General features: G+C 32.3%; 17 protein-coding genes and 1 tRNA gene. 12 read left to right on the top strand and 6 right to left on the bottom strand.

Features of this window, described 5'->3' with window-relative positions:
• Window positions 1–119: 119 nt before the first annotated feature.
• Both ACREV6_RS13730 and ACREV6_RS13725 read right to left on the bottom strand, forming a co-directional pair.
• Window positions 120–1,463, bottom strand: coding sequence for an erythromycin esterase family protein (locus tag ACREV6_RS13730; RefSeq protein WP_431578604.1), 1,344 nt, complete (start codon window positions 1,461–1,463; stop codon window positions 120–122).
• A gap of 355 nt (window positions 1,464–1,818) precedes the next feature.
• Entirely contained in the window at window positions 1,819–4,218 is a 2,400-nt protein-coding gene (locus tag ACREV6_RS13725) for a YcdB/YcdC domain-containing protein (protein WP_431578603.1), read from the bottom strand.
• A 251-nt stretch (window positions 4,219–4,469) separates the two neighbouring features.
• Between ACREV6_RS13725 and ACREV6_RS13720 the strand changes: the two genes are divergently transcribed.
• On the top strand, window positions 4,470–6,164 hold the full coding sequence (locus tag ACREV6_RS13720; RefSeq protein ID WP_431578602.1) for a M3 family oligoendopeptidase: 1,695 nt from the start codon (window positions 4,470–4,472) through the stop codon (window positions 6,162–6,164).
• Window positions 6,165–6,219: 55 nt separating this feature from the next.
• Here the strand turns inward: ACREV6_RS13720 and ACREV6_RS13715 are convergent, their stop codons facing one another.
• Entirely contained in the window at window positions 6,220–7,854 is a 1,635-nt protein-coding gene (locus tag ACREV6_RS13715) for a HEAT repeat domain-containing protein (protein ID WP_431578601.1), read from the bottom strand.
• A gap of 523 nt (window positions 7,855–8,377) precedes the next feature.
• Here ACREV6_RS13715 and ACREV6_RS13710 point away from each other — a divergent pair.
• The 9 genes from ACREV6_RS13710 (at window position 8,378) to ACREV6_RS13670 (ending at window position 17,788) form a co-directional block, all read left to right on the top strand.
• Entirely contained in the window at window positions 8,378–8,938 is a 561-nt protein-coding gene (locus tag ACREV6_RS13710; RefSeq protein WP_431578600.1) for a nitroreductase family protein, read from the top strand.
• 178 nt (window positions 8,939–9,116) lie between these two features.
• Window positions 9,117–9,193 (top strand) — tRNA-Lys (locus tag ACREV6_RS13705).
• A 113-nt stretch (window positions 9,194–9,306) separates the two neighbouring features.
• Window positions 9,307–9,660 carry a P-II family nitrogen regulator gene (locus ACREV6_RS13700; RefSeq protein WP_431578599.1) on the top strand — a complete coding sequence of 118 codons (354 nt, stop codon included), beginning with the start codon at window positions 9,307–9,309 and terminating at the stop codon, window positions 9,658–9,660.
• Window positions 9,650–10,831, top strand: a complete 1,182-nt coding sequence (locus ACREV6_RS13695; protein WP_431578598.1) for a cation:proton antiporter — start codon at window positions 9,650–9,652, stop codon at window positions 10,829–10,831. Before ACREV6_RS13700 ends, ACREV6_RS13695 begins: the two co-directional genes overlap by 11 nt.
• 223 nt (window positions 10,832–11,054) lie before the next feature.
• Window positions 11,055–13,286 (top strand): SPFH domain-containing protein, encoded by a 2,232-nt coding sequence (locus tag ACREV6_RS13690; RefSeq protein WP_431578597.1) that lies wholly within the window; start codon window positions 11,055–11,057, stop codon window positions 13,284–13,286.
• A gap of 199 nt (window positions 13,287–13,485) precedes the next feature.
• Complete coding sequence (locus ACREV6_RS13685) at window positions 13,486–13,962, top strand: complex I 24 kDa subunit family protein (RefSeq protein ID WP_431578596.1); 477 nt, start codon at window positions 13,486–13,488, stop codon at window positions 13,960–13,962.
• A 1-nt stretch (window position 13,963) separates the two neighbouring features.
• Window positions 13,964–15,838, top strand: coding sequence for an NADH-quinone oxidoreductase subunit NuoF (gene nuoF / locus ACREV6_RS13680; RefSeq protein WP_431578595.1), 1,875 nt, complete (start codon window positions 13,964–13,966; stop codon window positions 15,836–15,838).
• A 4-nt stretch (window positions 15,839–15,842) separates the two neighbouring features.
• Entirely contained in the window at window positions 15,843–17,531 is a 1,689-nt protein-coding gene (locus ACREV6_RS13675) for a [FeFe] hydrogenase, group A (RefSeq protein WP_431578594.1), read from the top strand.
• Window positions 17,532–17,536: 5 nt separating this feature from the next.
• On the top strand, window positions 17,537–17,788 hold the full coding sequence (locus ACREV6_RS13670) for a (2Fe-2S) ferredoxin domain-containing protein (RefSeq protein WP_431578593.1): 252 nt from the start codon (window positions 17,537–17,539) through the stop codon (window positions 17,786–17,788).
• 138 nt (window positions 17,789–17,926) lie between these two features.
• Here the strand turns inward: ACREV6_RS13670 and ACREV6_RS13665 are convergent, their stop codons facing one another.
• The 3 genes from ACREV6_RS13665 to ACREV6_RS13655 form a co-directional block, all read right to left on the bottom strand.
• Entirely contained in the window at window positions 17,927–19,411 is a 1,485-nt protein-coding gene (locus ACREV6_RS13665; protein ID WP_431578592.1) for an alanine/glycine:cation symporter family protein, read from the bottom strand.
• Window positions 19,412–19,686: 275 nt separating this feature from the next.
• On the bottom strand, window positions 19,687–20,283 hold the full coding sequence (locus ACREV6_RS13660) for an NUDIX hydrolase (RefSeq protein ID WP_431578591.1): 597 nt from the start codon (window positions 20,281–20,283) through the stop codon (window positions 19,687–19,689).
• A gap of 34 nt (window positions 20,284–20,317) precedes the next feature.
• Window positions 20,318–20,602, bottom strand: a complete 285-nt coding sequence (locus tag ACREV6_RS13655; RefSeq protein WP_431578590.1) for a hypothetical protein — start codon at window positions 20,600–20,602, stop codon at window positions 20,318–20,320.
• Between the two features lie 206 nt (window positions 20,603–20,808).
• Here ACREV6_RS13655 and ACREV6_RS13650 point away from each other — a divergent pair, with 206 nt between their 5' ends.
• Together ACREV6_RS13650 and ACREV6_RS13645 are read left to right on the top strand one after the other, a co-directional pair.
• A complete protein-coding gene (locus tag ACREV6_RS13650; protein ID WP_431578589.1) occupies window positions 20,809–21,201 on the top strand; it encodes a hypothetical protein in 393 nt (130 codons plus the stop codon).
• A gap of 115 nt (window positions 21,202–21,316) precedes the next feature.
• Window positions 21,317–22,261, top strand: coding sequence for a VgrG-related protein (locus ACREV6_RS13645; RefSeq protein ID WP_431578588.1), 945 nt, complete (start codon window positions 21,317–21,319; stop codon window positions 22,259–22,261).
• The last annotated feature ends 141 nt before the right edge of the window (window positions 22,262–22,402 follow it).

Genomic DNA, 22,402 nt, shown 5'->3' with positions numbered 1-22,402 from the left:
CCAAAGCTAAATTTATTTTGCTAAATCTAGCTTTGGGATTATTTGTAACAGTTTTTACGTAAGAATTTAAAGTTATTAGATAGTAAATACCTCCATGACTGTATACCTCAGTTACTATTTTAATAATTTATATTTGGTGCATTTACTTTGTCTATAACAATAATTCCATCGTATTGGTCCTTAGGCACAAACATCATAGACATGGGGGCAATTATTTCAGAGGTCATTCCGTCCTCAGCTGCAAATATAGGATTAAACATCCAAGAATTATATTTATCTTCAGTTTTGTGCTTTGATAAATCCACAAAGGTGTTTTTATACCCGCTATTCATAATAAGATTTTCAAGGCTCCCATGAGGCATAGGATCTATATTGAAGTTTTTTTGTGTAGTTATAGTACATGCATTTCCGCTATTCATGTAAAGGCCTAAAACATACATCTTGTCTTTAAGTTTTTTATTAAGTAATTCTCCCATGCTTGTAAAGCTATTTATCCATTTACCATTCTCTTTTGCAAGTATTTTAGAGGTGCTTTTAGCTAAATGATCATTATGTGCCCATAAAATAACTTTCTTACCTGGATATAAGACATTCATAATCCACTCAACATTTTCAGCCATTATTTTATCTCTAAATTCATAACTAGTTCTTGAATCAAGCATGGCCATTTCAATGAATTTTATTCTGTCACTTAAAGTTTTTTTAGCTATATCAATAATATGAGGATTACTCGGATAAATGGCTGCAAGTTTATCTTTATTCACATTAATAAATCTTATTAAATCAATATATTTAGGTTCATATTTAGCTTTAATTTCATTTAATTCATCCATATGCGTATAGGATTCTTCACCATATTTTAAATACACTGAATAAAAGCTTTCTATATATTCAACTTCAAAGACTGCATAGTTTTTTGCATAAGTTTTATCTATCTTAGAAAGCCAGTTGCACATAAAATCAGTAAAATATGATGAGGTAGGTTGCATATCATATCCTGCAAGATGAAGAGGTTTATTAGTTTTACTCTGATTCTTTATATAATCGAACAAGCCAAGGGTTTCTTTGGAATGCCATATTGGGAAAATAGAATTCTCCATCATTTGTGCAGAAGTTAATGAGTTGGCGTCTTCACTGACCGTAGCACATTCTCCAAGTCCTGATTCAAAAGCAATAACATCAAAGTCAAGTTGTTCATGCAAATATTTTATAAGTCTTGTTTTTAAAGCGCTGTATTCGGCAACTCTATGAAAGTTTTCTCCAAGAGAAACTACAGTTTTATCCTTCAAAGTTGCTCTTAAAAACTCTAAATCCTCATAATCATTTGAGGTAAGGGATTTGATTTCCTTTGAATGTCCTTTTAGCCATTTATTACTAGTTGCTGCCATAGATACTGTAGGAAAGGATAGGGATAGACTTATGGCTGCTATTATAGCGGTTGTTAGTATTTTTTTAAATTTCATAATATTTACTTCCTTTCAAAATGAATAAGTTGTTTTTTTAGTGAAAAAATTAAATTGTTAAATTATGCGACCTCCTTACTTATTTAGTATACAAAAAAGCAAAATTTCCAGCCATCTTTCTAGCTTACATTTTAATTGTTTAATCTTACATTTTTGTAAGATGGTAATAATACTTCCATTTTGGGGGATGCATAATAGTCTTTAAATCATTGCCCTATTAACATTTAAGGGTGTCCATAGTTGGTTCACCCTAGGAATAGGTCCTTCTTAAAATTGCATTAATTTTGCAGTTATGAAATCAAGGAAAAATCCCCCGCTTCTTCTGGAAGTGGAGGATTTCGTACCATAGCAAAATTTAATAATATATAGGATAATTATTAAATCTAATCTTATTAAGTGATTTGTATATACCCAGTGTTAATTCTTCCATAGTTGAAATGTTTTTAGGATTAAAATTACCCTTGTCTAGTTGTACTAAGCCAAAACCTTCAGCAAGGGCAACGTAGCCTAAATATCCTTTAGTCAATTTATCTGTATCTTTAAAATTAGCTTTAAATATATCACCACAGTCTACTACTTTGTGGTAGTTTATAAATCTTACAAGGATTTTTGCCATTTCTTCTCTTGTGACTTTTGTATCTCCTTTAAATTCCACTTCTTCATTATCTATTATTCCATAAGAAACTGCCATTTGAAGATATTTATAGTCCTGCGTACCCTTTTGGACTCCTTTTATTCTTAATTCTTCAACTGGTGCTGAACTATCAGCTTTAACATTTGACTCTTTTGCTGCTCCGCCAAACATAATCTCATAGGGCCTAAAACCTTTAGCATCTACAAGTGATTTAATTAGGTCTATTTGAGTTACTTCTTTATTTAACTTGAAATCTTTTGTGTTTAATAATCCTTTATATGCAAGTATGCTTAATTCTTTTTCATACTTGCTATTTTTTATATTATTCATAAATGTTTCAATATTTTCATTAACTTCTTCAGCATCATAGCTTACAAACTTACCATTAAAGGCATCTATATCAAATACTTGTCTGTTTCCAAAATCAACAGCATATATAAGCTTTGGTTCAAATTTTGGTTTATTAAGGTCTTTACTTGTATTTACTAAATTATAAGTTAGCTTTGTGTTATATTTTTGTAAAAATTTATTTAACGCATCCTTTTCTGAAATTTTGTTTTCTAAGGATGGAAATTTTAATTTATCTTCCCATCTGTAAATTATATTATTTACTTCGCCTGTTTTTAAATCCACTGTTACATTTATATTATTTTCATAATACTCTATGCCATTTTCAGTTCGTGCAAAATTAAAACAAATCAGTCTTTCCTTATATTTATTTTCTACAGGATTAATTGACTTATCAATATGGGTTTGCTGGGTTTTAATATTTTTTACATGAGAGGGAAAGTATTTAGCTACAGTGTTAATTGCTTTATCATAAGCTTGATCCCAAGTTAATTTTTCCTTGAAATCCTGTTCTTGTTCATAGGGACTATTTTTGTAACAGGATATTACACGCCCAGTTAAAGCATCTATCTTTATTGAACCACTGTGTTCATATTTTTTATTTTCATCTTTATAAAATTGTACTGACCAAGTTTTATCGCTTTCATCATTTAAGTCAGAGCTTTCATTGTAAGCCAGAGGATCTAATTTATAATCCTCGCCATAAAGGTCTTTAATTGTTTCTTTCATTATAACAGCAGCGTTTTCTTCGATTATAGGTTCCTTAGCCACATTAATTACACTATATTTTTTATAAAACTCAGTTTTTTCTTTTTCGTTTAAATCTTTAAGGATTAAATTAGATTCATTATTTAAATTATTATTTATAAAAGTACCACTATTTGCATCTATACCATTACCTTTTTTGAATGATGTTGAATATACTACTTTAATTTCTTTTTTCTTGCGGGTATCGTCATATCTATCATAATAATTTACATATTTTAAGTCCATGCTTATACTGTTTTTTAAAATATTCTGTGCTTTTTCTTTGCTAATAACACTCTTCGTATCTTGGAATGTGTACTTGTCATCCCAATTTATAGAATAAGAAGTTACTTTTCCACTAGTTCCATCTATACTAACTTCAATAGTGTTACCAGTAAATTCAATATCATTAACCTTCCTTATATAAGAGAAAGAATAAGAGCCTGAACCATTTCTATGATATCCAGCAAAATCAGTATCTACTCTAGATACTTCACTAAACTTTTCTGCATTATGGGTTTTAACAAAGGTATCTGCGACTCCTCTAGCTTCTTTTAAGGAAATAGTTGGAATGGAATTAGTGTCATCCCTATTATATTCTGCATTATTAATAGACTGTATTTTTCCAGTGCTTGCAATTATAGAGACATTATAATTTATATTTTTTGAAATGTTATTTTTGCTCCAGGATATATTCCAAATATAATCGTAAGCTTCCCCATTATTATAATTATCAAGACTTATTTTAACTGAAAACTTTGAGTCATCAATAGTATTGTTAAAATATTGTTTGAAGGCAGTTCTTCCTATTTCTAATGCTTTTTCCTTAGAAATCTTAACTTTTTTTTCGATTTCTGGTGATATATTAGTTACATAGGTTAGATTTTCTTCGCCAGGCTTAATCCAAGTTTTATATATAGAATTTTGGGTTTCAGGTTGCAGGTCTACTGCCGCTTGTGCTGTTGAAAATGATGTAAATACAAATACTGAACATAGTAGTAATGAAAATATTTTTTTCCTGTTCATAATTTAATAACCCCTTTCAAATGTAAATAACTTCCCATTATAATATAGACGAGGCAGCTTTTGTTAATGTTACAGTAATATTGGTAAAATTTTATATTTTTTTTATGGAAAAATGCAGAAAATATTAAGAAAGCTGATAATTTAAAATATTACATAATTATTTCTTGTTTTTAAAGGAAGTAATTAGTTTTTAGAGAATATAATATAAATACTTAAAAAATATAACATTTAAACAGAGGAAGGGGAATATTATGAAATTTACAGAAATGCAGTATAAAAGACCGGATATGAAAGAGTTGGTGGTAAAGTTTAATGAATCATTAACTAAATTTAATATTTGTGATAGTTTTTCCGATGCAAATTCAATTATGGTTATAATCAATGACTTAAGGAGTGATATGGAATCAATGGCAGAGCTTGTGGGAATACGTCATACTATTGACACAACTGATGCTTTTTATGAAGGTGAACAAGATTTCATTGATGAAAACATGCCTATATACCAAGGATTAATTGCCAAGTATTATGAGGCTCTTATTAATTCGAAATTTAGACCTGAACTGGAAGAAAAATGGGGCAAGCAACTTTTTAATATGGCTACTTTGAATATTAAAACTTTTTCTCCAGAAATAATTGAAGATTTACAGATTGAAAATAAGTTGGCTAGTGAATATACTAAATTAATTGCTTCTGCAAAAATCATGTTTGAAGGGGAAGAAAGAACACTATCTCAATTAGAGCCATTTAGTTTATCAACTGATAGAGATATGAGAAAAAGAGCTAATGAGGCTAAATATGCTTTCTTTTCTGAAAATGAAACAAAGTTAGATGGAATTTATGATGGTCTAGTAAAAGTAAGAACTAAAATTGCTAAAAAATTAGGCTATGAAAATTTTGTACAACTTGGATATGATCGTATGCTTCGTTCAGATTATAATCCAGAAATGGTTGCAAACTATAGAAAACAAGTTGAAGAAGTTATAGTTCCTATGGCTACTAAATTAAGACAAAGACAATGTAAACGTCTAGATTTAGATCATTTATATTATTATGATGAAGGAATAAGTTTTAAAGGTGGAAATGCAAAACCACATGGTAATCCTGAGTGGATAGTTAATAATGCTAAGAAAATGTATGAAGAATTATCCCCGGAAACTGGAGAATTTTTTAATTTCATGATCAATAACGAGCTTATGAACTTAGAGAGCAAAAAAGGTAAAGCTGGTGGTGGTTATTGTACATTTATAGGAAATTACAAATCACCATTTATATTCTCAAACTTCAATGGTACTTCTAAGGATGTGGATGTGTTAACGCATGAAGCAGGGCATGCTTTTCAAGCTTACTCTAGTAGAAATTATGCAGTACCTGAGTATAACTTTCCAACTAATGAGGCTGCTGAAATTCACTCTATGAGTATGGAATTTTTAACTTGGCCTTGGATGAATTTATTTTTTGAAGAAGAAGAATTAAAATATAAATTTAATCATTTAAGTGAAGCACTTTTATTCTTACCTTACGGAGTAACTGTTGATGAGTTCCAACACTTTGTTTATAATAACCCTGAAGCTACACCAACTCAAAGGAAGGCAGCTTGGAGAGAAATTGAAAAGAAATATCTACCTCATAGAGATTATGATGGAAATGACTATCTAGAAAGAGGTGGTTTTTGGTATAAACAAGGACATATTTTTGCTTCACCTTTCTATTATATAGATTATACATTAGCTCAAGTTTGTGCATTCCAATTCTTTAAAAAAGCTAATGACGATAGAGAAAATGCAATGGCAGATTATATGAACCTTTGCTCTGCGGGTGGAAGTAAATCATTCTTAGGCCTAGTAGAACTTGCTAATTTAAAGTCACCATTTAATAATGGTTGCATAGAATCAGTTATAGGTGATATTCAAAATTGGCTTGATAGTGTTGACGATACTAAACTATAAAAAGTAGGTCACCTAGCTAGGTGACCTACTTCTTTTATGTTTTTTGAACTGTGTCTTATTTAACTTTTAGTACAAATACATGGGGCGTAAGCCTACCACTTTCAATTTTTATCTCTTGAAGAAGTTCAAGTTCTTCATTATCCATTAGAACTTCCCTAAATAATTGTTTTTCTATTGTATAAACAAAAGCCATTCCACCTGCGATTACAAGACTAGGAATTCTTTTAACGAATTCACTATAAAGATCCGCATATTTGTTATGGGTGGCGGACTTATTGTCAAAAGGCATATTTGTTATAAGCTCATCAAAAAGGTAGGTAGTAGAAAAATCTAATATATCTTCATCTATTAAATCTATATTAACATTAGCTAATTTAGAATTTACCTCCGCAGCTGAAATAGCTGTTCTATATATATCTACTCCTGTTAAAGATTCTACCTCAGCGAGTTTGGATCTTTCAATAAGCATTGTGCCAGTGCCACAAAAAGGGTCTATAACTTGCGCACTAGGTTTTAACCATTTTTCTATAGATTTTACTGCAATAGCTGCAGTTACTGGATTTATAGAGGTAGCTATTTCATTTTTTCTATAGTCAAACCTATTATCTGCAAAGGAATATAGTTTTACAAATACACTGCAGAGATTATTTCTTTCAACTATTCTAAGTTCAACTTCATAGGAGGAGGGACTATTCTTTAAACCTCCACAGGAAATTTCATCCAGTTCTCTTGATAAGTTTTTTACAAACTCTGACCTTTCGCGGCTGGCATCCATAGTTTTAAACTCAACTCTGTACCAGAAAGGAGAATTAGAATCACATTCATGACACTGATTTAAAAAGTCAACAACATTTGCATCTAGAATCGCAGCTGCTATTACTTTATAATCAAATTGTAGATCTTCACAATTATCTAGTGGAAACAAAAGTTCATAAAAGGTTCTGCAGGTGTAAACCTGATCTATATCATTCTCATAAATAAGAATACCATCATCTACAAGTCTACCGTCTATAGATTTTTCTTCAAGTTCCTTTAAAGTGTGTTGATACTGGTAATTCATAACTGTGAGTATCATAGGTACTGCATTTTCAAATTCTTTAAAGCCTTTAAATTCATGGCGTACAGGAGGGGATAATTTATCTATAGCCCTTGTAAGCGCAAGTTTTTCCTCGTTAATATGCTTATTAGTTGTTATTAGTGAATTATCATCTTTGCAAGCTTTTTCATTCATTACTACATCTTCAAACATTTTCTTTAACTTTTCTGCATCAAGAATGCTACCGCAGTTTCCTATGGCAAGCACATAAGAATATCTTACAAATAGTTTATCCTCTGAGTTATAGGCATTATATAGTGCTTCTAAATATGCAGGATCTCCTAGTTCTCCAATAACACCACATACATTCTTTCTAACTTTTGGATCTGAATGCGAAAGAAGATTGCTAAGTTTTTCTTTGGAATTACCAATAGTTCTTCTGAACATGCCCTTGGGTTTTTCCTTTTTTAAAATATCTCTCATAACAGAAAGGATTGCTCTAGGGTTCTCCTCGGTTATTATTTTTGACCATAACATTGGAATTGCATTATTATAATCTAAGGAAAGTTTATTTACTATTGCAGATCTCTGTTTATCATCTGCAGTTTTCAGACTCTCTAAGAGAGATGACACTGTATCATTTATTTCTACCATTTGTTTCCCTCCTGTAGTTCTCTGAGGTACAAAACAATTATTAATTGTTTTGCCTCCTGTAGTTCGCTGGGGCACTAAACAATTATTAATTGTTTTGCCTCTTATGTTTTAATTTAATAACTTTTATTATACCTTATATTTTGTGGTAATGGGGAGATATTAGTGTTTTATCTGTTTTTCTTATAAGCACAAACATCATCATTTAGTATATCATTGCTATTAGTAGAAATTCTTTATCGCTTTTTATCTATTATATTAGTAGTATCTATAAGTTCACCATAAGTCATACCTATTCTATTATATATTTTAATTTTTAAGCAAAACAAAGTCTTCATTATATTTGCAAATAATTAACTGTAGTTTTCTAAATAAATAGGTTACAATTACTATTGATAATATATATATATAGTAGAAGAATGGTATTATATTGGTGACTATGAGTTTTAAAAGTGCGTACTTACATTAAAACAATATAGTAGTATAATCATAAATATTAAAGAATACGAGGACGGAGGATTTTAATATGAATGAAACTTTAAAAAATATAAGGACTAGAAGGAGTACTAGGGCTTTTTTGCCAGAACAGCTTAACGATACAGATGTGCAAGATATAATAGATGCAGGTATTTATTCACCAAGTGCTACAAATAATCAACCTTGGCATTTTACAGTAATACAAAGAAAAGATATTATAGATAGATTAAGTGATGCTTTTAAAGAGATTGCAAGTAAATCAGATAATGAATATATTAGAAGGTTTGCTGATAATGAAAAATTCCATGTGTTTTACAATGCGCCAACAGTTGTATTGGTATCTGGAGATAAAAATAATGGGTCGGCTTCAGTTGATTGCGCGGCAGCAGTAGAAAACATGCTTATAGCAGCAGAATCCTTAGAAATTGGTGGTTGTTGGGTTGGCCTTATTGCACATTTATTAAATAGTGAAGAAGGCGCAGAATGGGTTAAGGAACTCGAAATACCAGAAGGTTTTAGACAAATACATGCATTGTGCCTTGGATATAAAAAAATTCAGGTAACTAATGCACCAAAAAGGAAAGAAAATACAGTAAATTATATAAAATAATAATAAATCCAGCAGAATTAAATAATTTTGTTGGATTTATTATTGATGGAAACCAATAGATATTTTTATAGAAAATCCAATAATATAAAACTAATAGATAACTAGTTAGCTATTAGTATTTTATATAAGTATTTACAAATACATAAAAGTGGTATATACTAAGGTCATTCGGTAATGTGCTTCATTAGCTCAGTTGGCTAGAGTACCTGACTCTTAATCAGGGTGCCCAGGGTTCGAATCCCTGATGTAGCACCAACATACAAAATAGACGTTTTAATTAGTTAAAGTGTCTATTTTTTTTGCATTTGAATAGCTTAAAAGTAGCTGCAGCATAAGCCGCATGTCAAATAAAAAATCAAGGAGGAAATATGAAACTATTATTTTTTATTTTAAATAGACCAGAAAAATTAGATGATGTTTTAACTGAATTTACACGTAGAAATATCAGTGGTGCCACTGTTGTGGATAGTATGGGTATGGCTAGATTGTTAAGTCATGAACATGATGAAGGTGAAATTGCATTTTTAGGATCTCTTAGATCATTTTTAAATCCTGAAAGAGAAAAAAGCAAACTGATATTTACTGTTATTCATGAATGGCAACTTGAAGAAGCTGTTAACGCTATTGAGTCTGTTGTAGGTGATCTTTCACTTAAAGATACTGGTGTAGTTTTTAGCGTACCAATTGATTTTACAAAGGGGATTAGAAAAATTGGAAAGTAAAATAATTATTGAAGTTGCAGTAATACTTTTTGCTGGAATAATTTTTGGTAGACTTGCTGAATATGTTAAACTGCCCAATGTTACAGGGTATCTAATTGCTGGTCTTTTATTAGGACCATCTTTTTTAAATTTTATTCCTGTTAACATGGTTAATGGATTTTCTGTTATATCTAATATAGCACTGGGGTTTATTGCATTTTCAATCGGAAGTGAATTTAATTTAACATATTTTAAAAAGGTTGGGATTGCACCTGTCATAATAGCTATGGCAGAGTCTTTTGGAGCAATTATATGCGTAACCGTGGTTTTAATTATTTTTGGTTTTAATATAAAGCTCTCAATACTATTAGGTGCAATCGCAGCGGCTACTGCTCCCGCTCAAACTATAATGGTTATAAATCAGTATAGAGCTAAAGGGCCTTTAACATCAATGGTTATGAGCGTTGTGGCCATTGATGATGCAGTTGCTCTTATAGGATTTGGATTTGCAACTACTATAGTAAAAGCAATGTCCTCTAGCCTTAGCACTAATATTGTTTTATCAATATTAACTCCTATATATGGAGTAATAATATCCTTTATTTTGGGTGCCGTATCAAGTATTTTTATGAAGTTAATATTTAGATGGTTTAAACAATCATCAAATAGACTGTGCATTATTATTTCATTTATCTTAATTACTTATTGGTTAGCTGAATTATTTAATGGCTCGCCACTGCTAGCTTGTATGGCCCTTGGTGGTGTGTTTGTAAATATTTATTCAGATATTGATAGCATTGTCAAAATTACAGACTCATTTTCTCCACCTATTTTCATGATATTCTTCGTTATTTCAGGAGCGGGTTTTGAAATCACGGCTCTAAGTGGAATTGGAGTTATTGGGCTTTTATATGTTGTTACGCGTGTTATCGGGAAAATAAGTGGCGCTTGGATTGGTGGTAAAATTGCTAAACAAGATGAAAAAATATGTAAGTATCTGGGGCCTACACTTATGCCTCAAGCAGGGGTTGCATTAGGATTAATTGTAGTTGCAGGAAATATTATACCGGAGTACGCAGCGCAGCTTCGTGTTATTATATTATGTTCTACATTTATATATTCAATAATAGGACCTGTTGTGGCAAAGATTGCACTAGAAAAAGCTGGTGAAATCATAGTTCCGCATAATTAAAAATATGATTTTATAAAAGACATCAAGATCTTAAGATCTTGATGTTTTTTTTATACACTGATGCTAAAGAGTTAACATAAATGCAATTATATATTAATATTTTCAGTAGGTAATTTTAAAAAACATACAACTATAAGTTCTAGTAGTGTAATATTTGTGATATAATTAATTTATGGCAGTATTTATAAAACGAAACAAAAATTGTAATAAAAAGGGGGAAATTATGGAGTCGTACACATTTTTAATTATACCAGGGATAGTGCTAGTAGCATTATTTTTAATTGCTTATGGCATAGGATTTACAAGCATAGGAACAGATGAAGTAGGTGTTGTGGAGAAGTGGTGGAGTATGAGTGGTTCAGTGCCTTCAGACGGGTTAATGGCACTTAAAGGAGAAGCAGGTTATCAACCAGAAGTACTAAGGGCTGGCGTTCACTTCAAAACGCCTTTTAAGTACAAGATTAAGAAGGTAAGGCTGGTAACTATACCACAAGGTCAAATAGCTTATGTATTTTCAAGGTCAGGTGAAAGTTTAGGAGATGGCCAAACACTAGGTAAAGTCATACCAGAATGTAAATCATTCCAAGATGTTGTATCATTTTTAAATAATGGTGGACAAAAAGGACCACAAAGACAGATTCTTCGTGAGGGGACTTATGCATTTAACTTAGCACAATTTATTATAATAACCAAAGACAGGGTACATTCAATATTTACTTCAAAGGATGAGACAGCGCAAATAGAAAGTATGCGAAGTGACTTAGTTAGAGTAGCTGGATTTAGCCCAGTACTTATATCAAGTTCAAAAACTTCTGAGCAAATTACCCAGCAGAATGATGGTAGTGATATGCCAGTTACTTATAATAAATCAGGTAACAATTCAGCTAGTCGCGATACTATAGGTATTGTAACTATTAATGAGGGTCCTACACCAGACAATGGAGCAATTATAGCACCTATTGTTGGTGATGGCGTAAATAATGAGTTCTATCACAATAACTTCCAAGAACCTGAGAAATTTTTAGCGGCAGATGGTAGAAAAGGTAAGCAGATGCAAGTGCTTACTGATGGAGTTTACTTCATTAATAGAATGTTTGCAAGTGTAGATATAGTACCTAAAAGCATAATAGATATTGGATATGTAGGAGTTGTAGTAAGTTATTTTGGTGATAAAGGTGAGGATGTTTCAGGTACCGGCTACTCTCATGGAGAACTTGTAGAACAAGGTAAAAAGGGTATTTGGAGAGATTCTATGATGCCAGGAAAGTATGCATTTAATACTTATGCTGGTAAGGTTGTGCCAGTGCCTACTACTAATGTAATATTAAAATGGATTAGTGGTCAAACTGGAGTACACAGGTTAGATGACAATTTAAAAGAGATTAGTTTAATAACTAAGGATGCTTTTGAGCCTAATCTACCACTTACAGTAGTATTTAATATTGATTATAGAAAAGCTTCATCAGTTATACAAAGGTTTGGGGATATTAAAATGCTTGTTGAACAATCTCTTGACCCAATGGTAGCTGGATACTTTAAGAATATTGGGCAAACGAAAACTCTTATAGAACTCGTTCAAGATAGAAGCCAAATTCAACAAGAAGCATCAGATGAAATGAAAACAAAATTTAAATTATATGATTTAGAACTTCAAGAAGTATTAATTGGAACACCGGCAGCTTCTGCTAGTGATACAAGAATTGAAAAAATTCTTGCACAATTAAGAGATAGACAAGTGGCTATGGAAGAAATTAAGACTAATGAAGCTAAACAAAAATCTGCTGAAAAGCAAAGAGAATTAAATGAGGCCCAAGCAAAATCCATGGCGCAATCAGCCCTTACACAATCAAGTATTGATATAGAGGTAGCTGATAATAAAGGTAAATCGGAATTAAGGTCAGCCGAACAGTTAGCATTAAAAATGCAGAAACTTGCTGAAGCAGACAAATATAAGAGAACACAAGAAGCAGATGCTGAAAGATATACTAGAGAAGCACAAGCTGCAGCACAAGCGAAAACTATTGAATTAACAGCGACTGCTAATGCAAAGCAAGTAGAATTACAAGCAACTGCAGAGGCATTCAAGCTTGAAAAAGTAGGTAACGCAACAGCACTAAATATTAAAGTGGTTGCAGATGCTACTGCTGAGCAAGAAACAAAGGTAGGTATTGCGAAGGGAACAGCAGCAAGAGCTTTAGTTGAGGCATACGGTGGCCCAGAGTTACAAGTGCAACAAAGTGTTATGATAGCATTTGCAGATGCGTTAAAGATAAGCAAGTCTCCACTTGTACCACAAACTGTAATAATGGGTGGTACTGATGGAAAAACACCTAATGCAATGGAAGGAATAATGAGTATGGTGCTGGCAAATATGGCAAGTGAAAAAAATTCAATAGTATCAAAACCTATAGAAAATATAATTGTTAAAGAGGTAATAAAACCAGAAAGTAATTAACAGTGATTTTAAAGTAAAGATCCAGTAGAATGTATTCTGCTGGATCTTTTTATGCCACTTGCCACGTGGGTGGCATTAATTTTTACAAGTTTTTATTCAAAAATTGTAGAATGATGAATTTTATTATTGCAATATTCCAAAGATTACTATAATATATAAATATGATAATAAATTAACAATATTTACAGGGGGAATTATAATGAATACAACCTTTGATTATAGTGAATTGGATAACATATTAAAGGACCATGAGTTTAAAGCTCGCAATATTATTGCAATATTGCAGGATACTCAAGAAATATATAGGTATTTGCCTAAGGAAATATTTGCATATTTGTCAGAAAAGCTTGGAATTAGCAGAGCCAAAATATATAGTGTAGCAACTTTTTATGACAACTTTTCTTTAGAACCTAAAGGTAAGTATGTAATAAAAGTATGTGATGGTACAGCTTGCCATGTAAGAAAGTCTATTCCTATATTAGATAAGCTAAGAAAAGAGTTAAAGCTTTCAGAAACTAAAATTACAACAGATGATTTGATGTTTACTTTGGAAACGGTTTCCTGCCTTGGAGCCTGTGGGCTTGCACCTGTTATAACTGTTAATGAGAAGGTATATGGTGCAGTGACACCAGAAAAAGCATTGGAAATTTTAGATGCTCTTAAGGAGGAGAAATAATATGCTTCTTAATAGAAATGATTTAATTAATATTAGCAATGTGTATAGTAAAAGTCTTGAAAATCAAAATAAAAAAATTCTTATATGTGCAGGTACTGGTTGCGTTGCAGGTGGTGCATTAGAAATTTATGCTGAGCTTGTAAGATTAATGAAAGAAAAGGGTATAAATTGCGAGATAAGGCTTGAAAAAGAACCGCATGATGAAACAGTTGGGATTAAAAAAAGTGGCTGTCATGGATTTTGTGAAATGGGTCCCCTTGTAAGAATGGAGCCTTGGGGATATTTGTATATAAAAGTAAAACCAGAGGATTGCGCCGAAATTTTAGAAAAAACTATAATTAACAATGAGTGCGTTGAGAGGCTTGCATATACTAAAAATGAAAAAATATATAAAAAACAAAGTGAAATTCCTTTTTATAGAAAGCAAACTAGAGTTGCGCTAGAACATTGTGGACATATTGATGCAACTTCTATAGAAGAGTATTTTGGTGTTTTAGGATATGGTGCTCTTGAAAAGGTGCTGTTTGATATGTCTCCTGATGATGTTATTAAAGAGATAGAGGAGTCAAGCTTAAGAGGACGTGGCGGCGGTGGATTTCCAGCTGGTCGTAAATGGTCTCAGGTAAGCCGCCAAGAAGAAAAAACCAGATATATTGTATGTAATGGTGATGAAGGAGACCCAGGTGCATTCATGGACAGAAGTATAATGGAGGGAGATCCTCACAGGGTACTTGAAGGCATGATGATAGCTGCGGTTGCTTGTGGTGCACAAGAAGGATACATTTATGTTCGTGCAGAGTATCCTCTTGCAGTAAGTAGACTTAAGAATGCTATAAGTCAGGCAAGAAGCTACGGACTTTTAGGTGACAACATCCTTGGGACAAACTTTAGTTTTGATATTAAAATTAACAGGGGAGCAGGCGCATTTGTATGTGGTGAAGGTAGTGCCCTTACAGCTTCAATTGAAGGGAAAAGAGGAATGCCAAGGGTGAAACCTCCAAGAACCGTGGAGCAAGGGCTTTTTGGTAAACCAACAGTACTTAATAATGTTGAAACCTTTGCTAATGTACCTCCAATTATTGCCAAAGGTGCAGCATGGTATAAAACTATCGGAACAGAAAAAAGTCCAGGAACAAAGGCTTTTGCTATAACGGGAAACATTGAAAATACAGGACTTATTGAAGTGCCAATGGGTACAACTCTAAGAGAAGTAATATTTGATATAGGTGGAGGAATGAGGGGCGGCACAGAGTTTAAGGCTGTACAAATTGGAGGTCCTTCTGGTGGATGTTTAACAAAGAAAGATCTTGATTTGCCACTAGATTTTGATTCTCTTAAAAAAGCAGGAGCTATGATAGGATCAGGTGGCCTTGTGGTTATGGATGAAAATACTTGCATGGTTGAAGTTGCAAGATTCTTTATGAACTTTACACAAAATGAATCCTGTGGTAAATGCGTTCCTTGTCGCGAAGGCACTAAGAGAATGCTTGAAATTCTTGAAAGAATAGTTGCTGGCAAGGGTGTGATTTCTGATATAGATATGTTACTAGAGCTTGCAGATACTATATCCTCAACAGCACTATGTGGTCTTGGAAAGACAGCGGCATTCCCGGTGGTTAGTACTATTAAGAATTTTCGTGATGAGTATGAAACTCATATACTTCAGAAGAAATGTCCATCTAAAACCTGTGTAAAGCTTAAGACGATATTTATTCAAGAGGAACTTTGCAAAGGATGCTCAAAGTGCGCGAGAATTTGTCCGGTTAACGCAATATCAGGCAAAATTAAGCAGTCGTTTACAATTGATCAAAATAAGTGCATTAAGTGTGGTGCTTGTATTGAAGCCTGTTCATTTAAAGCTATAAAGGAGGATTAAGACAATGAATGGAGAGTTTATGATTATAGATGATATACCTGTAGAGATAAATGGAGAGAAAAATATTCTTGAATTAGTTAGAAAAGCTGGTATAGATTTACCTACTTTTTGTTATTATTCTGAGCTTTCAGTTTATGGTGCTTGCCGTATGTGTATGGTAGAAAATAAATGGGGAGATATGGATGCAGCATGCTCAACTCCTCCAAGAGCGGGCATGGAAATACATACCAATACTCCGAGACTTAGAAAATATAGAAAAATGAATCTTGAACTATTACTTTCAAATCACTGTAGAGATTGCACCACCTGTGAAAAAAATGGTCATTGTAAGCTCCAGGATTTAGCGCAACGCTTTGGAATTAAGCAAGTAAGATTTAGTAATACTTCAGAAGAAAGACAAATAGACAATTCATCTGTATGTATCGTACGAGATAAAAGCAAGTGTATCTTATGCGGTGATTGTGTAAGAGTATGTGAAGAAGTACAAAATATTGGAGCTATTGATTTTGTTAAAAGAGGTTCAAAAATGACTGTAACTACTGCCTTTGATGAGCCTATAGCAGATTCTAATTGTGTTGGGTGCGGTCAGTGTGCGGCGGTATGTCCTACAGGGGCTATTGTGGTGAAAAATGATACAGCGAGACTTTGGGAAGACATTAGTGATAAGGATACAAAGGTTGTAGTTCAGATTGCCCCTGCAGTAAGAGTGGGAATTAGCCAGGAACTGGGACAAAAAGATGGCGAAAATGTAATGGGCAAAATAGTAAGCTCTCTTAGAAAAATGGGATTTGATGAAGTATTTGATACTTCTACAGGAGCAGATCTTACAGTGCTGGAGGAAACTACAGAGTTTCTTTCAAGACTTGAAAAAAATGAGAAATTACCACTATTTACATCTTGTTGCCCTGCTTGGGTAAGCTATGTAGAAAATACCTATCCAAGTTTAATGAAAAATGTATCTACTTGTCGTTCACCTATGCAAATGTTTTCTTCAGTACTCAAGGAACACTACAAACATTCTAATAAAAGGATAGTGTCTGTGGCAATTATGCCTTGTACAGCAAAAAAATCTGAAGCAAAAAGAGATGAGTTTACAGAAGATGGTGTTCCCAGTGTAGATTATGTAATAACTACACAAGAGCTTATCCAAATGATAAAAGAATCAGGAATTGTATTCTCAGAGGTAGAGCCTGAGGCAGTTGATATGCCATTTGGTGTTAGCAGTGGAGCTGGCGTTATATTTGGAGTAACAGGTGGTGTTACTGAGGCTGTTATACGTAGAGTTCTAGATGATAAATCTACTTCCACATTACGTGCCCTTGCTTTTAATGGCGTACGTGGCATGGAGGGAGTTAAAGAAACTAGTATTACTGTGGATAATCGCGTAATAAATATTGCAGTAGTAAGTGGACTTAAAAATGCTGATGAGCTTATAAAAAGAATAGAGGCAGGAGTGGCTCATTATGATTTCATTGAGGTTATGGCATGTCCAGGTGGATGTATTTGTGGTGCAGGACAACCATTTTCAAAGGCTGAGGGCAAGTTAAAACGTGGTGCTGGACTATATGAAGCAGACAGAATGAGTAGCATAAAACGTTCAGAGGAAAATCCGGTAATGATGTCATTGTACCAGGGACTTCTAAAAGGTAAGGTTCACAAACTGTTACATGTAGATTATAAAGGGAAGGAGTGATTTTTGTGATAGATTTAAGTGTTTGTGTAGGTAGCGCATGCCATATCAAAGGATCCTACAATGTTATTAATAACTTTCAACAAATCATTGAAGAATATAATCTGTCAGACAAGGTACAACTAAAAGCAATTTTTTGTTTAGGACATTGTACAAAGGGCGTATCTGTAAAAATAGATGACAGTGAGGTTTATAGTGTTTCAGGAACCACCTCTAGGAAATTTTTTGAGACTGAGGTACTGCCAAAATTAAATTTATAGAATCTTCTCAAATGAAGATAAATAGCTTTCACTAATCTTGTTGTATCTAGTATATATATAAATACCCTATGGAGCAGGCTTCTTTTAAATAGCTCTATAGGGTATTTTTTTAATGAAATAATCACTATTTTGATTTCTTTATTTAGAAATGTTTTTTTCTTTTGTTCTTTTAATTCTTCTTTCATTAAAAACATACCATGCATCTGCATTTTTAATTCCTAATTTTTTAGGATCAAATATAAATGTTTCCGCATTTCTTCCCATTTTCTTTTGATCTTCGTAGTCTTTTAAAACTTTAAGCCCGATGTTTCCAAGAATTAATATGGCAATAACGTTAAGCCATGCCATGGTACCAACAGCAATATCACCAAGTGCCCAAGCAACTTCTGCTGTTTTAATAGATCCGTAGAAAGTGGTAGCGAGAATTCCAAATCGGAGTAAATTAGTAAAAACCTTGCTATATTTAGAATCTTTAGTTAGGTAAGTAAGATTTGTTTCGGCTATATAATAGTATGCCATTAGTGTTGTGAAAGCAAAGAAGAATAATGCAATGGAAACAAAAGGTGCTCCAAATTTCCCTAATACGGTTCCAACTGCCAATTGAGTAGAAGCAGGTCCTATAGCCATTCCAGGTACGTTTTCTACAAGAAATCCACCTGCGGGATTTACAACATTAAATTTACCTGTTGATAGAATCATAAATGCAGTTGCAGAACATACAAATAATGTATCAAAATAAACTGAAAAAGCTTGAACTAAGCCTTGTATAGCTGGGTGAGATACTTCTGCCGCAGCGGCAGATTGTGGTCCTGTTCCTTGTCCAGCTTCATTTGAGTAAATGCCTCGTTTAACACCCCATAAGACTGCGTATCCTACGATGCCTCCAAAAGCTTGATTAGCACCAAAAGCACTTTTAATTATTAAAGCAAACATGCTAGGAATTGTAGTGATGTTTATTGCAAGTACTATTAATGCAACCAAGATGTAAGCAATCGCCATAAAAGGAACTACAATTTCGGCAACTTTACCTAACTTCTTTGTACCACCGAATACAATAAAACCAAGTAATACTGCAGTTATTGCACCAGTTATATATGGACTAATACCAAAGGCATTCTGTACACCAGCTGCAATACTGTTTGATTGAACACCGGGTCCGAATAAGCCTAAACCAATTACAGTTGCAGTTGCAAATATAACTGCATACCATTTTTTACCCATAGCCTTTTCAATGTAGTAGGCTGGACCTCCACGATATTCTCCATTAATTTCCTCTTTATAAACTTGACCAAGAGCACATTCTATAAAAGAAGAACCTGCACCAAGAAATGCAATAGCCCACATCCAGAAAATGGCACCAGGGCCACCCATGGTTATGGCAGTTGCAACGCCAGCTATATTACCTGTTCCAACACGACCAGCAACTGACATTGCAAAGGCTTGAAAGGAAGATACGCCCTCACTAGAGTCTCCACCACCAAATAAGTATCTTACCATATCTTTAATATGTCGTACTTGAAGAAATCGAGTTCTGATTGAAAAATAAATACCTGTACCTAAACATAAATAGATAAGTGCCTTACTCCAAATGAGACTGCTTAATGCATTAATAAGATTTTCCATGAATAACCTCCTAATTTTGCAATATGCTACGACAGATTATTTATATTTCTGAATATTATCACAATTCTGAAAACATGTCAATGACTAAATATGAGCAAATATGACTAAAAATTTACGTTTTTCAAAATATATTTCTAATTATTTTATCCACACTCATGAATTATAATAAAATGATGATTTATTTTAAAAAAAATTATTAGAATAACAAAAAAAGACCAACAGAATAAATTAATACTCTGCTAGTCTTTTATTTGATTATGGTTTAGATATAACATTTAACCTATAAAATTTTGTATAGCAAGAAGTGCTTTAATATCTATTTTTTCATTAGAAGTAATCAAAATTTTAGCTTCTTGTTTTGATAATAGCATAATTTCAATATCCTCATCTGGTTCTAAATATTCTTTTGACATTTCACCATGGCAAGTGCAATACACTAGTGCTGCAGACTCATCTGTCATACCTGTTGATATGTATGCCTTAGATTTAGTTTTATTATAATCAATCTGAACCAAATCAAGTCCCGTTTCTTCCTTTAGTTCACGCTTAACTGTAGTTTCAAAGTCCTCACCAGGATCTATAAGTCCAGCAGGGATTTCATAAACATAATCATTAAGAGGAACTCTAAATTGCTTTATAATTACTAATTTTTCTTCAGCTGCAGTAGTAGCTTTATCTACGTATTTAGCTACTATTATAACGGCATCAATTTTGTCTTCTGCTGCATTAAAATAATTATTTTTTAATGTATCTAAATCTTTTCTAGAAGCAATGGTCCAATTTTTAAGATCCCCATTTTTATTGATATACTCTGCATTATAAAGTTTTAAATACTTTGTATCTGCTAGTGTTGTAATACTTGTTATTGCCATTATTCCATCTCCAACCCTACTTCATTTTATTTAGTTATTCAAAATCTTCTGGTTTTAAATTATTTACATAATCTAAAACTACATCTAGTGAATTAGCAGAGTACATTGCATCTGTACCACCCTTATGATAATAAACTGAAAAACGATCATTCTTGAAATAGAAGATGTGATAACTTCTAGTTCCTACCTGTCTATGACCTAAGCAACTTTCTTCATCTATAATAAGCTCATTTAGTATTCTATTTCCTACATTTACGTCTTTTATGACAGCTAAACTCAGAAAACGAGGTTCAAAAGTAAATTCTTTCATTGTGTTCATTTTAATTCCTCCTTTATACAATATATATATATTAATAATATCACTTTGCAAGAGTAAAAACAAATATATATTAGCAATATTTTCAACAATTGGGTTTAAGTATTAATAGAAAATAAAATATAAATTTGTTATAATATTTATGGAATTAAAACTAGTGAAAAACATATATGAAGAAATATAGTTTCAGTTTTTTAAGGGGGAAGAAAATGTTTTACTTTGTTAAAGACATAGAAGAGAATATTATGAACGTAAATTGTTTGCAGGAGGTACCATTTTTGGAAGAGGCCATATATAATATGTCCTTAGAAAAATTGAAAAAAGAGTATGAAAATATTAAAAAGTGGTTTATGATTAATAAAATGTCTAATCATTTTCAGCTTAAAGGTGTTGCAGGAGAAGAATTGGAGTTTTTCCTTATAGATAATATTCCTTATGATGATATGGATTATACTCATGATGTTCTACATAATAGAATTAAACAAAAAATGGGATGGCAGTTTGAAGAATATGAATTGGAGCTGAGATTAAGATTAAGTAGGACATGCTCTAGAATATTATTCAATACTAAGATTAAATCTATTTTAAAAGAATGGATATAAAGGTAAATGGGATTAGTAATACATTTTATTTTTTTGAAATAAGTATGTAAAGTTTTTTTTATAATATACGATATAGATAATGTAGGAAATAATTTATAAAAAATGGGTGATAGTCATGGCATTATCTACAAATATAATTAATGATGCGTTGTTAAAACAATATGGAGCGCAAATAAAAAATAATAATAGGATTTCTGATAAAAGTACAAAGAGTTTTGAGGATGAAAAAGCAATGCAGGAATTAGCTTTTCAAACAATGCTTATTCAAATCATGGATAGCTCCGGTAATTCAAAGATGGCAGAGTTTATGGCTACTGCATTATCAAAGCAAGATTCTTTTAATTTAGATGATTCATTAGGTACTATGAGTAATTTTAATTCAATTATGAGAGGTGCTACGCAGTCATTATTAAATGATGATAGCAAAGGTGAAGATAATAAATTCAGCGGGTTAGGTAGTATATCTGCTAAATATGAGTCTAATGGTAATCCGGGGACAATAAGTAATACACCAGGAGATTATGGTGGAAAGTCCTATGGAGCCTTTCAGTTTTCTTCTAAAACAGGGTCTTTAGATTCTTTTGTAAATTCACTAAGTAAAAAAGATAATGCAATTTATACAAAACTAGCAGGAGCAAAAGCCAAAGATGGTAACAGATATGGTGTAAACTTTGATACTGCATGGATTAGTATTGCTTTGTCAGATAGAGAAAAATTTTTAAAGTTGCAACAAAATTGTGTAAAAGGAGATTATTATGATACAGCAGCGCAAGCTTTAAAGTCAAAATATGGTTTTGATATAAGTAAAAAAAGTGATGCGCTAAAGGAAAGTTTATTGTCTACAGTAGTTCAGCATGGTGTAGGAGGAACTTTATCTGTGTTCTCAAAACTTAATTTAAATAATAGCGATGGTAATATCATAAATGATTTATATAAGGAACGACAAAAGGTTGACATTTATTTTAGAAGCAGTTCGGCGCAGGTAAGACAAAGTGTATACAATAGGTTTACGCTAGAAAAACAAGATATGCTTAATATGTTAAATGGAAAATCCGTTTAATTTAAGAGTGAGTAATAAAGGGTTACAGAAATCTAGTAGAACAAATATTCTACTGGATTTTTTTACTTGTTATGAAATCATCGAGTATAAAAAATAACAATTAATTTACTAGAACATAGTGCCTCACTTCCATAAGTGGGG

The organism is Clostridium sp. (assembly GCF_050717515.1).
Lineage (GTDB): Bacteria > Bacillota > Clostridia > Clostridiales > Clostridiaceae > Clostridium_AD.
This window is presented reverse-complemented; position numbering and strand designations above follow the sequence as displayed.